Raw genomic sequence first — 14,736 nt, forward strand, 5'->3', positions numbered from 1 at the left:
TGGTACCGGTCGGACAGCGCGGTCCGCTGAAGAAGATGACTTCCCGGATGCCCGGCCCGTATGCGGCCCCCGCCGCGCGGCACCCTTCCGGGTCCCCCTCCAGACGAGCTTCAACACTGCAAGGAGCCGCACCTGTGAGCAGTGCCGACGACCAGACCACGACCAGCAGCGAGCTGCGCGCCGACATCCGCCGACTGGGTGACCTGCTAGGGGAGACCCTGGTCAGGCAGGAGGGGCCGGAACTCCTCGACCTGGTCGAGAAGGTCCGCCGCCTCACCAGAGAGGACGGCGAGGCCGCAGCCGAACTGCTGCGCGGCACCGAACTGGAGACGGCGGCCAAGCTGGTCCGCGCCTTCTCCACCTACTTCCACCTCGCCAACGTCACCGAGCAGGTGCACCGCGGCAAGGAACTGCGCGCCCGCCGCGCCGCCGAGGGCGGACTGCTCGCCCGTACGGCCGACCGGCTCAAGGACGCCGACCCCGAGCACCTGCGGCAGACCGTCCAACACCTCAACGTCCGCCCGGTGTTCACCGCGCACCCCACCGAGGCCGCCCGCCGCTCGGTGCTCAACAAGCTCCGCCGCATCGCCGCGCTGCTGGAGACCCCGGTCCTCGAGTCCGACCGCCGCCGCCTGGACACCCGGCTGGCCGAGAACATCGACCTCGTCTGGCAGACAGACGAACTGCGCGTCGTGCGCCCCGAGCCCACCGACGAGGCCCGCAACGCCATCTACTACCTGGACGAACTCCACGCCGGCGCCGTCGGCGACGTCCTGGAGGACCTCACCGCGGAACTGGAGCGCGTCGGCGTCAAGCTGCCCGACGACACCCGCCCGCTCACCTTCGGCACCTGGATCGGCGGCGACCGCGACGGCAACCCCAACGTCACCCCGCAGGTCACCTGGGACGTGCTGATCCTCCAGCACGAGCACGGCATCAACGACGCCCTCGACATGGTCGACGAGCTGCGCGGCTTCCTCTCCAACTCCATCCGCTACACCGGCGCCACCGAGGAACTCCTCGCCTCCCTCCAGGCCGACCTGGAGAACCTGCCCGAGATCAGCCCCCGCTACAAGCGGCTCAACGCCGAGGAGCCCTACCGGCTCAAGGCCACCTGCATCCGGCAGAAGCTCGTCAACACCAAGCGCCGCCTGGCCCGCTCCACCGCCCACGAGGACGGCCGCGACTACCTGGGCACCGCCGAACTCCTCGCCGACCTGCGCCTGCTCCAGGACTCGCTGCGCCAGCACCGCGGCGGCCTGTTCGCCGACGGCCGGCTCGCCCGCACCATCCGCACCCTGGCCGCCTTCGGCCTCCAGCTCGCCACCATGGACGTCCGCGAGCACGCCGACGCCCACCACCACGCCCTCGGTCAGCTGTTCGACCGGCTCGGCGAGGAGTCCTGGCGCTACGCCGACATGCCCCGCGAGTACCGGGCCAGGCTGCTCGCCAAGGAACTGCGCTCGCGCCGCCCGCTCGCCCCCACCCCGGCCCCCGTGGACGCCGCCGGCGCCAAGACCCTCGGCGTCTTCGAGACCGTCAAGCGCGCCCTGAGCGTCTTCGGGCCCGAGGTCATCGAGTCGTACATCATCTCCATGTGCCAGGGCGCCGACGACGTGTTCGCCGCCGCCGTCCTGGCCCGCGAGGCCGGCCTCCTCGACCTGCACGCCGGCTGGGCCAAGATCGGCATCGTGCCGCTGCTGGAGACCACCGACGAGCTGAAGGCCGCCGACACCATCCTGGAGGACATGCTCTCCGACCCGTCCTACCGGCGCCTGGTCGCGCTGCGCGGGGACGTGCAGGAGGTCATGCTCGGCTACTCCGACTCCTCCAAGTTCGGCGGCATCACCACCAGCCAGTGGGAGATCCACCGCGCCCAGCGCCGGCTGCGCGACGTCGCCCACCGCTACGGCGTACGCCTGCGCCTCTTCCACGGCCGCGGCGGCACCGTCGGCCGCGGCGGCGGCCCCTCCCACGACGCGATCCTCGCCCAGCCCTGGGGCACCCTGGAGGGCGAGATCAAGGTGACCGAGCAGGGCGAGGTCATCTCCGACAAGTACCTGATCCCCTCCCTCGCACGGGAGAACCTGGAGCTGACGGTCGCCGCCACCCTCCAGGCCTCCGCCCTGCACACCGCGCCCCGCCAGTCCGACGAGGCGCTCGCCCGCTGGGACGCGGCCATGGACGTCGTCTCCGACGCCGCCCACGCCGCCTACCGCCGGCTCGTCGAGGACCCCGACCTGCCGACGTACTTCCTCGCCTCCACTCCGGTCGACCAGCTCGCCGAGCTGCACCTGGGCTCACGGCCCTCCCGCCGCCCCGGATCGGGCGTCTCGCTCGACGGCCTGCGCGCCATCCCGTGGGTGTTCGGCTGGACCCAGTCACGGCAGATCGTGCCCGGCTGGTTCGGCGTCGGCTCCGGCCTCAAGGCGCTGCGCGAGACCGGCCTGGACACCGTGCTCGGCGAGATGCACGAACAGTGGCACTTCTTCCGCAACTTCATCTCCAACGTCGAGATGACCCTCGCCAAGACCGATCTGCGCATCGCCCAGCACTACGTCGACACCCTCGTCCCGGACGAGCTGAAGCACGTCTTCGACGTCATCAAGGCCGAGCACGAACTCACCGTCGCCGAGGTGCTGCGGGTCACCGGCGAGAGCGAACTCCTGGCCGCGCAGCCCGTGCTGAAGCAGACCTTCGCCATCCGCGACGCCTACCTCGACCCGATCTCCTACCTCCAGGTCGCCCTGCTCAAGCGGCAGCGCGACGCGGCGGCGGCCGGCCAGGAGCCCGACCCGCTGCTCGCGCGGGCCCTGCTGCTGACCGTCAACGGCGTGGCGGCCGGCCTGCGCAACACCGGCTGACCGGCACGGCACGAGACGGGGGCGCGGGGCCCGCGGGCGCGCGCCCCCCCCCGCGCGCCCCCCCGCGCCCCCGGCGCGCGCCCCGCCCCCGCCCGGGCGGATTGGGCGCGCCACCCCCGTTGTCACCCCCCCCGGGGTGGAGACCAGCGGCGTTCGCGCGTCCACCCATGATCCACCCGTGGTCCGATCAACAGGCCCGCGCAGTTCCGTAGCGTCGAAGGCGTCGGCAGCGCTCCGCCGCCGGCCTCTCCTTCCCCCCCCACGGAGGCACGATGTCCGGGCTCGTCGACGTGCTGGTGATCCTCGCCGTGGCCGCACTGGTGATCTCCCGGCAGTTCCGCGCCCGCCGGCTCGACACGGACCGGCGCTGGTGGGTCCTGCCCGCGATCCTGGCGGTCGTCGCGCTGCGCGAACCGGGCATACTCGACGCCCACCACCGCACCGCCTCCGCACTGCTGCTCACCGTCGAGATGCTCGTCGGCCTGGGCATCGGAGCCGGCTGGGCCTGGACCACGCGCATATGGACGGAGCCGGACGGCGCCGTGTGGACCAAGAGCACCAGGGCGAGCATCGCCGTGTGGCTCGGCGGCATCCTCCTGCGCGTCGGCCTCTTCGCAGTCGGCGCACTGCTCGGTGTGCACCAGGACAGCGCCGCCGTGATGCTCGCGCTCGCGGCGACCCTCCTCGTCCGCTCGGGAGTCCTCGTCCAGCGCACCAGGAGCCTCCCCCCGGCGGACGCCCGGACCCCGGCGTACGGTGGCGAGGGGCCTCGGCCCGCGTGGAAGGAACGGGTATGACGGAGAACGTCTGGACGCGCTGGCCCTCGCCGGAAGCACTGGGGCGCCAAGGGATCTCACGGCCCCGGCGCCTGCTCGGCTGGGGTGTGCGGCTGCTGGTGGCCGGCACGTTGCTGTGGGGCGCTGTCGACGCCCACCAGGCCCACGCGTGGGCGGCCGTCGCGGCCGCGACGGGCGTCCTGGCGACCGCCGTCCTCGCCTGGGCGTTCTTCCGGACCACCCTCGCCCACCGCCTCTGGCCCTCCTTGGGACTTGTCACGGCCCTCCTCGCTGTCGGAGCCGCGGCTCAGGCCGGTGACTTCGGCGTGCCCTCCCTCGTGATCTGGTGCGGCTGCGCCGTCGCGGCGCTGGAGCGGCTGCCGCTCGCCGCCGCCACGCCCGCCACCGCTCTCGCCCTCACCGCCTACGCCGTCGCCGACGACGACCATCTGCTCACCACGGTCGTCACGGCGGTCGGTCTCGCTCTCGCCGGCTATGTGCTGCGGCTGGACGCCGACGCCCGGGGCAACGCCCAGCGGCTGCTCGCCCAGGAGCGGGCCGCGCGTGCGGCGGAGGCGGAGTCGGCGGCGCTCGCGGAGCGGGCCAGGATCGCGCGGGAGATCCACGACGTGCTCGCCCACAGCCTCTCGGCGCAGCTGGTGCACCTGGAGGCCGCACGGCTCCTCATCGAGCGGGACGCGGACCGGGAGCAGATCCTCCAACGGGTGGTGGCCGCCCGCGGGATGGCCCGGGACGGCCTCGCCGAGACCCGGCAGGCGCTGTCCGCCCTGCGCGGCGAGCTGACGCCCCTGGAGGAGTTCCTCAGCGGTCTGGTGGGCGAGAACGACGGCGCGGAGGTCACCATCTCGGGTGAACGCAGACCGCTGCCGGCCGAGGCCTCGCAGGCCGTGCGCAGAGTCGCCCAGGAAGCCCTGACGAACGTCCGCAAGCACGCCGCGGGCGCGAAGGTCCGGGTACGACTGGACTACGGCGAGCACCAGGTCGTGCTGGACGTACGGGACTCGGGCGGTTCTCCGGGCGAACTCACCGCCGCCGGCGGCGGGTACGGTCTGCTGGGCATGCGGGAGCGTGCCGAACTGCTGGGCGGTTCGCTGGAGGCAGGGCCGCGCGAGGAGGGGTTCGCGGTGACGTTGAAGGTGCCGGTATGACGCGGGAGGACGGCAAGAAGCCCGCGCGGGTGGTGGTCGCAGACGACCAGACCGTGGTGCGGGAGGGCATCGTCATGCTGCTCGGACTGCTGCCCGGCATCGAGGTGGTGGGAGCGGCGGGAGACGGGGACGAAGCCGTGAAGCTCGTCGCGGAACTCGCTCCTGATGTGGTCCTGATGGACCTGCGGATGCCCCGCTGCGACGGCGTCGAGGCCACCCGGCGGATCCGGGCGGAGCACCCGGGGACGCAGGTGGTGATCCTCACGACGTTCGCGGACGACGACTCGCTGTTCCCCGCCCTCAGAGCGGGCGCCCGCGGGTACCTGACCAAAGACGCGGGCGGCGACGAGATCGTCCGGGCCGTCGAGAGCGTGCTCTCCGGCGAGGCAGGGCTGGCCCCCAGCATCCAGCGGCGGCTGCTGGAGCGGCTGTCCGAGCCAGGGCCCGAGCCGTGGGCGCCCCCGGTGGACCAGACCCCGGACGGCCTCACCGCGCGCGAGGGCGAGGTGCTGGTCCTGATCGCCGAGGGCCTGAACAACCAGGAGATCGCCCGCCGGCTGCATGTGTCCACGGCGACGGTGAAGACCCACATCAACAACCTCTTCGCGAAGACCGGCCTCAAGGACCGGGCGCAGGCGGTGCGTTACGCCTATGCGAAGGGACTGGTGCGGCCACCGGCGAAGTGAATCACCTGATGGGGTGAAGAGCGGGAGGAAGGGAAGTCAGGGATCTTCCCGTTCTGTCCATGCTTGGGCATGCAGTCAAGCAACGGTCGTCCCCCGGCGGGCGGGGGCGCTCCCGACAGAACGCCCGGGACTCACGACGGACAGGAACAGACACGGGAGGACACGGCGTACCGCGACCCCTGGTACGACGCGCTGGCATCCGGCTGGGGCGAGGGCGACGGCACCGCGGCCCCCGTCGCACCGGTCCCGGCCTCACGCCGTGAGGACCGGACCGGAGGAGGCACCCGCGCCGCGGCCGAGGCATACCTCGAGGTGCAGCGCAGCCCGGAGTTCCAGGAGGTGCGCAGGCGCTACCGGAGGTTCGTGGTGCCCGCGGTGACGGCGTTCCTCGCCTGGTACGTGGGCTATGTCGTGACCGCCACCACAGCACCGGGCTTCATGGCGCGACCGGTGGCGGGCGCGGTGAACGTGGCGATGCTCGCCGGCCTCGGGCAGTTCCTGACCACCTTCCTTCTCACCTGGGCCTACGCCCGGCACGCACGGCTGCGCCGGGACCGTGCCGCGCTCGAACTGCGCTGGAACACCCAGGAGCTGGCCCGCGGCGCTCGGGGCGGTGTGTCGTGAGCGGTGACCACCAGACTCTGGCGCTGTCGCTGTTCAGCGTGTTCGTGGCGGTCACGCTGGGCATCACGACCTGGGTGAGCCGCAACCGGCACGGTTCGGCGGAGGAGTTCTACGCCGGCGGACGACTCTTCTCGCCCATGGAGAATGGTTTTGCCATCGTCGGCGACTACGCGTCCGCAGCCTCCTTCCTCGGGGTTCCCGGACTGATCGCCCTGTTCGGCTACGACGGGGTGCTGTATGTGGTCGGCTTCCTCGTGGGCTGGCTCGTGGTGCTGTTCCTCGTCGCCGAACTGGTGCGCAACTGCGGACGGTTCACGCTCGCCGACGTGGTCGCGGCGCGGATGAGCGAGCGGCCGGTGCGGATCGCGGCGGGCACCAGCTCGGTCACCGTGTCCGTGCTGTACCTGGTGGCGCAGATGGTCGGCGCGGGCAGCCTCGTCGCGCTGCTGCTCGGGCGGACGGGCGGGGCGGCCCAGGTCTGGACGGTGATCGGCGTCGGCGCGCTCATGGTGATCTATGTGTCGCTCGGCGGGATGCGGGCCACCACCTGGATCCAGATCGTCAAGGCGGTGCTGCTGCTCGGCGGCACCGTCGTGCTGACCGTGCTCGTCATGGTCCGTTTTCACGGCGACCTCGACCGCCTGCTGCTCACCGCCGCCGAGCGCAGCGGACACGGCAGCGCCTTCCTCGCGCCGGGTCTCCACTACGGGCACGACTGGACCGCGCGCCTGGACTTCATCAGCCTCGGCCTCGCCCTGGTGCTCGGCACCGGCGGCCTGCCGCACATCGTGTCCCGCTTCTACACCGTGCCGACCGCGCTGGCCGCCCGCCGCTCGACCATCTGGTCCATCGGGCTGATCGGCGCGTTCTACCTGATGACGATCGTCCTCGGCTTCGGCGCGGCCGCGATCGTGGGCCCCGAGGCCGTGAAGGGCTCGAACGGCGCCGGCAACACGGCGGTGCCACTGCTCGCCCTCGACCTCGGCGGCGGCGCGTCCTCCACGGGCGGCACGGTGCTGTTCGCGGTCGTGGCCGCCGTCGCCTTCGCCACCATCCTCGCCGTGGTCGCCGGGATCACGCTCGCCTCCTCGGCGTCGGTGGCGCACGACCTGTACGCGTCGCTGCGGCGACGCAGGGGCGGCCGGCCGCGCAGCGAGGTCGCCGTGGCGCGCGGCGCGGCGGTCGGCATCGGGGTGGTCGCGATCGCCCTCGGCCTGGTCGCCCGCGACCTCAACACCGCCTTCCTGGTCGGTCTCGCCTTCGCCGTCGCCGCCTCGGCGAACCTGCCCGTGCTGCTCTACTCGCTGTTCTGGCGCGGTTTCACCACCCGCGGCGCGGTGTGGGCGGTGTACGGCGGGCTGATCCCGGCGCTGGGACTCGTCGCGCTCTCCCCGGTGGTCTCCGGCAGCCCCGGCTCGCTGTTCCCCGGAGTCGACTTCCAGTTCTTCCCACTGGACAACCCCGCCCTCGTCTCCGTCCCGCTCGGTTTCCTCGCCGGCTGGCTCGGCACCGTGACCTCCGCCGAACTGCCGGACGAGGCCAAGCACGCGGAGACGGAGGTGCGGTCGCTGACCGGCGCGGGGGCCGTGTAGGCCGATGCGGGGGCCGTGCAGGGGCCGGTGCGGCAGCGGCCCGTCCGCCGTCGTGGCTCCGCGTCTTCGTCCCGCAACCGCACCGGCCGGCCCTCCTCCACCGCTGTAGCGTTACGGCGTCACCCACGCGTAGCGGTGCTCCGGCCGGCCCGTGTCGCCGTACTTGAGGGACAGGCGCAGGCGGCCGGCCTGTTCCAGGTGGCGGAGGTAGCGCTGCGCGGTGGAGCGGCTCAGGCCGGTGCGGGCAGCCACCTCGTGAGCCGACAGGGGATGTGCGGCGCGGTGCAGAACGCCGCAGATGAGGTCCGTCGTCGGCTCCGAGTGACCGCTGGGCAGGCCGGGGGAGGAGGGCGCCGGCCCGGTGCGCAGCGCGCCGAAGATCCGGTCCACCTGCTCCTGCCCGGCCACCCCCCGGCCGCCGACCCGGTCGACGGTGCGGCGCAGGGCCGCGTACGAGTCCAGGCGGGTGCGCAGCGCGGCGAAGGTGAACGGCTTGACCAGATAGTGCAGGGCGCCCAACCGCATCGCCTGCTGCACGGTGGCCACGTCCCCGGCCGCGGTGATCATGATGACGTCGGTGCCCAGACCCTGATCGCGCAGACGGTGGACGAGGTCCAGCCCGGTCCGGTCGGGCAGGTAGTGGTCGAGCAGCACCAGGTCGATGTCGCCGCGCTCCACGGTGGCCAGCGCCTGGGCGGCACTGTGCGCGCGGGCGGCCACCCGGAAACCGGGAACCTTTCCCACGTACTTGGCGTTGATCTCGGCGACACGGAAGTCGTCGTCGACCACCAGGACGTCAATCATCGGGCCTCTTCCTCCAGGCCGGGCCGGTGTTAAGCCCGTGTTTCGGCTCCGTTGTTGTAGCGCGAGCAAAACGAGCACAACAGGTCCTTGCGAGCAAAAGAACGGCTTGCGCCGCAAAGACTGCTGTTGTGGCCGGGGCCACATCTACCGTCCCGGGCCATGAGCACAGACACCAGTCCCGCCATCGAACTGCGGGGCGCGAGCAAGACGTTCAGGACCCCGTCCGGGGGACTGCACACGGCCGTGCGGGACCTCGACCTCACGGTCGGCCGGGGCGAGTTCGTGGCCGTGGTCGGCCCCACCGGCTGCGGCAAGTCGACCACGCTGACGCTGGTCAGCGGCCTGGAGGAGCCCACCCAGGGTGATGTGCTGGTGGCCGGCGAGCCGGTTCGCGGTGTCGGCGGCAAGGTCGGCTTCGTCTTCCAGCAGGACGCCACCTTCCCCTGGCGCACGGTGCTGTCCAACGTGATGGCCGGCCCGCGCTTTCGCGGTGTGCCGAAGGCGGAGGCCAAGGAGAAGGCGCGCGCCTGGCTGGCCCGGGTCGGTCTCGCCGCGTTCGAGGACCGCTACCCGCACCAGCTCTCCGGCGGCCAGCGCAAGCGTGTCGCCCTCGCCGCCACCTTCGTCAACGACCCCGAGATCCTGCTGATGGACGAGCCCTTCTCGGCGCTCGACGTGCAGACCCGGGCGCTGATGTCGGACGAGCTGCTGGAGCTGTGGGAGGGCACGGGGGCCTCCGTCGTCTTCGTCACCCACGACCTGGAGGAGGCCATCGCGCTCGCCGACCGGGTCGTGGTGATGACGGCCGGTCCCGCGACCGTGAAGCAGGTCTTCGACATCGACCTGCCCCGGCCGCGCAAGGTCGAGCAGGTGCGCCTGCAGACGCACTTCATCGAGATCTACCGGGAGATCTGGCAGTCCCTCGGCGAAGAGGTCCGCATCACCCGTGAGAGGGGCGCCGCCCATGTCGCCTGAAGTCCTCAGCACCCCGGTCGCCGACACGGCCAAGACGCCCGACCGGGCGCGGTCCCGGGCCCGTGCCGCCCGCCGGCGCAAGGTGGTCGTCAACGCGGCCCGCGCCCTGCTCCTGGTGGCCGTGCTCGGCCTGTGGGAGGTGCTCTCCCGGGCCGAGGTCATCGATCCGTTCAACTTCTCGATGCCCTCGCGGATCTGGGACCAGATCTGGACCTGGATCACCCACGGCACCGCCCTCGGCTCGCTCGGCGAGCAGATCTGGTACACGCTCTACGAGGCGTTGCTGGGCTGGGTGGTCGGCGTGGTCGCCGGTGTGGTCCTCGGGATCGCGCTGGGCCGCGTCGCGTTCCTCGCCGACGTCCTCGGCCCCTACATCAAGGTGCTCAACTCCATCCCGAGGATCGTGCTCGCGCCGATCTTCGTGATCTGGTTCGGCCTCGGGCCGGTCTCCAAGGTCGCCTCCGCCGTCGTCCTCGTCTTCTTCCCGGTGTTCTTCAACGCCTTCCAGGGCGCCCGCGAGGTCGACCGCAACCTGGTCTCCAACGCGCGCATCCTCGGTGCGAGCGACCGCAGGGTGACGCTCCAGGTGGTCATCCCGTCCGCGACCTCGTGGATCTTCACCAGCCTCCACGTCAGTTTCGGCTTCGCGCTGATCGGCGCGATCGTCGGCGAGTACATCGGCGCCACCAAGGGCATCGGCCTGCTCGTCGCGCAGTCCCAGGGCACGTTCAACGCGGCCGGTGTCTACGCCGCGATGGTCATCCTCGCCGCGGTCGCCCTCGTCGCCGAGGGACTGCTCACCTTCGCCGAGCGCCGCATCTTCCGCTGGAAGCCCGCCGACTCCGGCGACTGACGCACCCGTCCCGCACCCTTCCGTTCCGTACCGCCCCTTCACAAGGACGTGAACCACCATGCACAAGCCCGCCAGATTCGCGGCGTCCGCCGCCGCCGGTCTGCTCGCCCTGTCCTCCCTCACCGCCTGCGCCAACGACGCGGCCGGCTCCGCCGCCGACTCCGGCAGCGGTGGCGGCGGCAAGGGCGAGCACGTCAAGATCATGGTGGGGGGCCTGGACAAGGTCATCTACCTGCCCGCCATGCTCACCCAGCGCCTCGGCTACTTCTCCGCGGAGGGCCTGAACGTCGAGCTGCTGAGCGAACCCGCCGGCGTCCAGGCCGAGACCGCGCTCGTCTCCGGGCAGGTGCAGGGCGCCGTCGGCTTCTACGACCACACCCTCGATCTTCAGGTCAAGGGCAAGGACATCGAGTCCGTGGTGCAGTTCTCGCACGCGCCCGGCGAGGTGGAGGTCGTCTCGAACAAGTCGGCGAACAAGATCACTTCGCCCAAGGACTTCAAGGGCAGGAAGCTCGGCGTCACCGGTCTCGGCTCCTCGACCGACTTCCTCACCAAGTACCTCGCGGTCAAGAACGGCGTGAACGTCAGCGAGTTCACGCCGGTGGCCGTCGGGGCCGGGCCGACGTTCATCTCCGCGCTCCAGCAGGGGGCCATCGACGGCGGCATGACGACCGACCCGACCGTCGCGACCATCCTGGACAAGAAGGCCGGGCAGGTCCTGGTCGACATGCGGACCCCGCAGGGGTCGCTGGAGGCCCTCGGCGGCCCGTATCCCTCGTCAAGTCTTTACATGCGTACGGACTGGGTCAACAGCCACAAGGACACCGTCCAGAAGCTGGCCAACGCGTTCGTCAAGACGCTCAAGTGGATGTCCACCCACAGCGCGACCGAGATCGCCGACAAGATGCCCGCCGACTACTCCCAGGGCAACAAGTTCCTGTACGCGGCGGCCATCAAGAGCACACTGCCGATGTTCACCGAGGACGGTGTGATGCCGAAGAACGGTCCCGAGACCGTCGAGAAGGTCCTCAAGGCGTTCAACCCCACCATCAAGAACGCCGACGTGGACCTGAGCAAGACCTACACCACCGAGTTCGTGGAGAAGGCCACCGGCTGACGCGACGACCGTACGGCGTCCGGGCCGGAGTCGAGAAGATCACCGGCCGGATCCGTATGCATCCGGGGACACGGTCTGCGCCCCCGCCCCATGAGCCGTGTCCCCGGCGCGGGCCGCCCACACCGACCGGTGTTCAGGGCGGCCCGTGTCGCGTCCCGCCGCACCGCACTCACCGAGCCTCCTCCGGGGCCGCGTCCACGACGGCGGCCCGCGCGGGCTCCGCCCCGGCGGCCCGCGCCACCGAGTCCGGCCCGGCGGGACGGGATGCGGGCTCCGCCCCGGCGTGGTGTGCTGCGGACTCCGCCTCGACGTGGCGCGCGGGCACCGCCCTGAGGCCCGGTTCGGCGAGGGCCTCGGGCAGGACCACGGTGAACTCCGCGCCGCCCCCGCACGCCTCGCCCACGCTCACACCGCCGCCCTGCCGTTCGGCGAGCCGGCGCACCAGGGAAAGACCGAGACCGCGCTTGCCGTGCGCCGGGGGCTCCTTGGTGGACCACCCTTCCGTGAAGATCAGATCACGCCGGTCGGCCGGTATCCCCGGGCCGGTGTCACGTACCTTGAGGACGACGGTCCGCCCCTCGGCCCGCAGTTCGACCTCCACGCGCGCGTGCGGGGTCGCCGCCACGGCGTCGAGCGCGTTGTCCACCAGGTTGCCGACCACCGTCACCAGACCCCGGGGATCGACCAGCCCGTCCGGCAGCCAGGTCCGGTCCGACACCCACAGCGCGACCCCGCGCTCGGCCGCGACGGTCGCCTTGCCGACCAGCAGCGCGGCCAGCAGCGGGTCCCGGATCTTCTCCGTCACCTGCTCCGCCGTGGCCCGGTGGTCGCCGACCACCTCGCCGACGAACTCCACCGCGTCGTCGTACATCTCCAGCTCCAGCAGCCCGAGCAGGGTGTGCATGCGGTTGGCGTGCTCGTGGTCCTGCGCGCGCAGCGCGTCGATGAGACCGTGCGTGGAGTCCAGCTCGCGGCCGAGCTGCTCCAGTTCGGTGCGGTCGCGCAGGGTGGCGACGGCGCCGCCGTCGTCGGTGGGCATGCGGTTGGCGACCAGGACCCGCCGGCCGCGCACGGTGAGCAGATCGGTGCCCGTCACCCGGCCGGCCAGCACATCGGTCGTACGGCCCTGGCCGAGCGCCTCGTCCGGGGTGCGGCCGACGGCCTCCTCGCCGATGCCGAGCAGCCGCCGGGCCTCGTCGTTGAGCAGCCGGACGCGACCGCCCCGGTCCAGGGCGACCACACCCTCCCGGATGCCGTGCAGCATCGCCTCCCGCTCGGCGAGCAGGGCGGCGATGTCCGAGAACGCCAGGTCCCGCGTCTGCCGCTGGACGCGCCGGGAGATCAGCCAGGCGGCCAGCGCGCCCACCGCCAGTGCGCCGCCCGCGTACGCCAGCAGACCCGGGATCGCGTCGACCAGTCTGCCCCGGACGCTGTCGTAGGCGATGCCGACCGAGACCGCGCCGACGACCCGGTGGCCACCGGGGGCGTAGAGCGGCACCTTGCCGCGGGCGGAGCGGCCCAGGGTGCCGGTGTCGATCTGCATGACCTCGTGGCCGTCCAGGGCGGCGCTGGGGTCCGTCGAGACGCGGTTGCCGATCTGCCGCGGGTCGGTGTGCGACCAGCGGGTCCCCCGCATGTCCATCACGACGACGTACTCGGCGTCCGTGGCCAGCCGGATCCGCTCCGCCTCCCGCTGCACGGGGCCGTTCACGCTGGGGGCGGTGGTCAGCAGGTCCCTCGCGATCTGCGGTTCCTGCGCGGTCGTCTCGGCGATGGCCAGCGCACGGCGCATCGCCTGGTCGTCCAGCTGATGGCTGAGCGGGGCCAGGAACAGCCCGGTCGCGAGGACGGCGACTCCCGCGGCGACGGCGAGCTGCATCAGCAGCACCTGCGAGAACGCCCGCCGTGGCAGGCCGAGGCGCCGCCGGCGGGCTGGGGCAGTGGAACTCATGGCGACGACGGTACGTGTGCGCGGGAGCCGCCCACAGGGGTGCGACGCGGATCTCTGCGCGCCCTCCCGGCCCGGCCCGGTCCGATGCGCTCCGGTCCCGCCGGTCTGATCCGGTTCGCCGCATCGGACGCGCGCTGGAGGACCCGGGCTTCTCGCCGTCCGCCCTGGTCGGCGACCTCGTCCGGCGGACGCAGGAGCGCCGTGAGCGGGAACGGCGACTGTTCGGCTCCGACTCGCCCCGATCGGATCCGTAGGAGCCGCCCCGCGGTACGCCCCGGGCCGCAGAGCCGCCCGCCTCGCTGCCCGGCGGCTGTGGACGACCCCGCCGTGCTTCCTGCGGCCGTAGCCCGTACCGCGGCGTCTCAACCGCCGTGTCGCGCCAGCGCCGGTTCCCGGACGGACACCACGTCCATGCGGGCCGGACCGCCGAGCACCGCCGCGCCGCAGCTCTCCGGACGGGGCGGCTCCGCGGCGCCCTGGGCGACGACGACGTGCCACCGGCGGCCGTCGGGGTGGCTGACGGTCACCTCCCATCGGGGTGCGCCGCCGGCATCCAGGACGTCGGTGCGCGCCACGGTCAGCGCGTCGGCGCCGTACTCGCCGGCCGCCTCGCGCACGGCCAGTTCGGCGGCCTGGGCGGGCCGCTGCCAGGCGGTGCGGCCCCGGCAGCCGTGGAGGACCACGCGGCCCTCCCGGACGCCCTGGAGGGCCTCCTTGACGGTGTGCGCCTCGGCCCTGCCGTACGCGTATCCGTACGGCAGGAGCAGCAGCGTCGGGGAGAAACGGTGGCCGCCGAGGTGGGTGGACTCCCAGGCGCCGCGCAGCCCTGAGGCGGACAGTTCCGCCGCGAGCGGCCGGCCGAGCAGGGCGCAGCACCGGTCCCGCCTGCCGTTGGTGCAGACGAGGACGAGCGGGTCACCGGTGTACGGGCGGCCGCCGAGGGCCGTGTCGAAGGTGCGGTGGTCGCCCTTGCCGAGCGCGGTGAAGTCGAGGTCCAGCAGGCGGTCCGGCGCGGTGGTCAGGGCGCCGCGCACCCAGGTGCCGCCCGGGACGGTGTGGGCCGCGTAGACGTGCCGCGGGGCCGGGGCGTGGCAGTCGGCGTGCCGGCCGGGGCGGCGGATCAGAGCGACCCTGACCCCGGTGCCCTGGGCGGCCCGCTCCAGGGCGCGTCCCAGGGCCGGATCCAGGTGGCTCGAAGTGAGCGCCTTGGCGCCCCACGGCCCGGGCTGTTCCAGGAGCAGCCATGTCGTCGCCGTGGGTGCGGTGGCGGACACCGGCTCGTCGAGCCGGAGCGAGGTGGTCGCACACGTACTCACAGAGGTAAG

12 protein-coding genes and 1 pseudogene are annotated in these 14,736 nt (G+C 72.5%); 10 read left to right on the top strand and 3 right to left on the bottom strand.

All coding sequences use genetic code 11. The features are described 5' to 3' along the window. Positions 1–134: 134 nt before the first annotated feature. From ppc to AB0N63_RS05785, 6 genes are all read left to right on the top strand, one after another. The gene (gene ppc / locus AB0N63_RS05760) at positions 135–2,864 is read left to right on the top strand and encodes a phosphoenolpyruvate carboxylase (RefSeq protein WP_365524527.1); all 2,730 of its coding nucleotides are present in this window, start codon (positions 135–137) and stop codon (positions 2,862–2,864) included. Between the two features lie 272 nt (positions 2,865–3,136). Then, positions 3,137–3,661 carry a DUF1453 domain-containing protein gene (locus AB0N63_RS05765; protein ID WP_365524530.1) on the top strand — a complete coding sequence of 175 codons (525 nt, stop codon included), beginning with the start codon at positions 3,137–3,139 and terminating at the stop codon, positions 3,659–3,661. Next, complete coding sequence (locus AB0N63_RS05770) at positions 3,658–4,809, top strand: histidine kinase (protein WP_365524533.1); 1,152 nt, start codon at positions 3,658–3,660, stop codon at positions 4,807–4,809. The genes AB0N63_RS05765 and AB0N63_RS05770 overlap by 4 nt, the downstream gene beginning before the upstream one ends. Then, entirely contained in the window at positions 4,806–5,495 is a 690-nt protein-coding gene (locus AB0N63_RS05775) for a response regulator transcription factor (protein WP_365524535.1), read from the top strand. The genes AB0N63_RS05770 and AB0N63_RS05775 overlap by 4 nt, the downstream gene beginning before the upstream one ends. 69 nt (positions 5,496–5,564) lie before the next feature. Next, the gene (locus AB0N63_RS05780) at positions 5,565–6,119 is read left to right on the top strand and encodes a DUF485 domain-containing protein (RefSeq protein ID WP_365524538.1); all 555 of its coding nucleotides are present in this window, start codon (positions 5,565–5,567) and stop codon (positions 6,117–6,119) included. Next, positions 6,116–7,711 carry a cation acetate symporter gene (locus AB0N63_RS05785; RefSeq protein ID WP_365524540.1) on the top strand — a complete coding sequence of 532 codons (1,596 nt, stop codon included), beginning with the start codon at positions 6,116–6,118 and terminating at the stop codon, positions 7,709–7,711. Before AB0N63_RS05780 ends, AB0N63_RS05785 begins: the two co-directional genes overlap by 4 nt. A 111-nt stretch (positions 7,712–7,822) precedes the next feature. On the opposite strand, the gene AB0N63_RS05790 is transcribed toward AB0N63_RS05785, so the two are convergent. Beyond that, a complete protein-coding gene (locus tag AB0N63_RS05790) occupies positions 7,823–8,515 on the bottom strand; it encodes a response regulator (RefSeq protein WP_365524543.1) in 693 nt (230 codons plus the stop codon). A 159-nt stretch (positions 8,516–8,674) separates the two neighbouring features. On the opposite strand from AB0N63_RS05790, the gene AB0N63_RS05795 reads away from it, so the two are divergent. The 3 genes from AB0N63_RS05795 to AB0N63_RS05805 are packed head-to-tail and all read left to right on the top strand — an operon-like array spanning position 8,675 to position 11,460. After that, positions 8,675–9,490, top strand: coding sequence for an ABC transporter ATP-binding protein (locus AB0N63_RS05795; protein WP_365524546.1), 816 nt, complete (start codon positions 8,675–8,677; stop codon positions 9,488–9,490). After that, complete coding sequence (locus AB0N63_RS05800) at positions 9,480–10,343, top strand: ABC transporter permease (RefSeq protein WP_365524548.1); 864 nt, start codon at positions 9,480–9,482, stop codon at positions 10,341–10,343. The genes AB0N63_RS05795 and AB0N63_RS05800 overlap by 11 nt, the downstream gene beginning before the upstream one ends. 58 nt (positions 10,344–10,401) lie before the next feature. Then, on the top strand, positions 10,402–11,460 hold the full coding sequence (locus AB0N63_RS05805; protein WP_365524550.1) for an ABC transporter substrate-binding protein: 1,059 nt from the start codon (positions 10,402–10,404) through the stop codon (positions 11,458–11,460). Between the two features lie 169 nt (positions 11,461–11,629). On the opposite strand, the gene AB0N63_RS05810 is transcribed toward AB0N63_RS05805, so the two are convergent. Further along, positions 11,630–13,411 (bottom strand): sensor histidine kinase, encoded by a 1,782-nt coding sequence (locus AB0N63_RS05810; RefSeq protein ID WP_365524552.1) that lies wholly within the window; start codon positions 13,409–13,411, stop codon positions 11,630–11,632. Positions 13,412–13,524: 113 nt separating this feature from the next. Here AB0N63_RS05810 and AB0N63_RS05815 point away from each other — a divergent pair. Next, positions 13,525–13,623, top strand: a pseudogene (locus AB0N63_RS05815) (MerR family transcriptional regulator); the annotation flags it as partial. A gap of 150 nt (positions 13,624–13,773) precedes the next feature. Here AB0N63_RS05815 and AB0N63_RS05820 read toward each other — a convergent pair. Continuing rightward, positions 13,774–14,727 carry a sucrase ferredoxin gene (locus AB0N63_RS05820; RefSeq protein WP_365524555.1) on the bottom strand — a complete coding sequence of 318 codons (954 nt, stop codon included), beginning with the start codon at positions 14,725–14,727 and terminating at the stop codon, positions 13,774–13,776. Positions 14,728–14,736 lie beyond the last annotated feature (9 nt).

Origin of the sequence: Streptomyces sp. NPDC093260, from assembly GCF_040683715.1 — a bacterium.
Classification (GTDB): domain Bacteria; phylum Actinomycetota; class Actinomycetes; order Streptomycetales; family Streptomycetaceae; genus Streptomyces; species Streptomyces sennicomposti.

Bases quoted from the DNA above. Each gene is read 5' to 3' on its own strand.
- AB0N63_RS05805 (WP_365524550.1), top strand. From the start codon at position 10,402: ATGCACAAGCCCGCCAGATTCGCGGCGTCCGCCGCCGCCGGTCTGCTC.
- AB0N63_RS05780 (WP_365524538.1), top strand. From the start codon at position 5,565: ATGCAGTCAAGCAACGGTCGTCCCCCGGCGGGCGGGGGCGCTCCCGAC.
- AB0N63_RS05775 (WP_365524535.1), top strand. From the start codon at position 4,806: ATGACGCGGGAGGACGGCAAGAAGCCCGCGCGGGTGGTGGTCGCAGAC.
- AB0N63_RS05795 (WP_365524546.1), top strand. From the start codon at position 8,675: ATGAGCACAGACACCAGTCCCGCCATCGAACTGCGGGGCGCGAGCAAG.
- AB0N63_RS05770 (WP_365524533.1), top strand. From the start codon at position 3,658: ATGACGGAGAACGTCTGGACGCGCTGGCCCTCGCCGGAAGCACTGGGG.
- AB0N63_RS05810 (WP_365524552.1), bottom strand. From the start codon at position 13,411: ATGAGTTCCACTGCCCCAGCCCGCCGGCGGCGCCTCGGCCTGCCACGG.
- AB0N63_RS05790 (WP_365524543.1), bottom strand. From the start codon at position 8,515: ATGATTGACGTCCTGGTGGTCGACGACGACTTCCGTGTCGCCGAGATC.
- AB0N63_RS05765 (WP_365524530.1), top strand. From the start codon at position 3,137: ATGTCCGGGCTCGTCGACGTGCTGGTGATCCTCGCCGTGGCCGCACTG.
- AB0N63_RS05800 (WP_365524548.1), top strand. From the start codon at position 9,480: ATGTCGCCTGAAGTCCTCAGCACCCCGGTCGCCGACACGGCCAAGACG.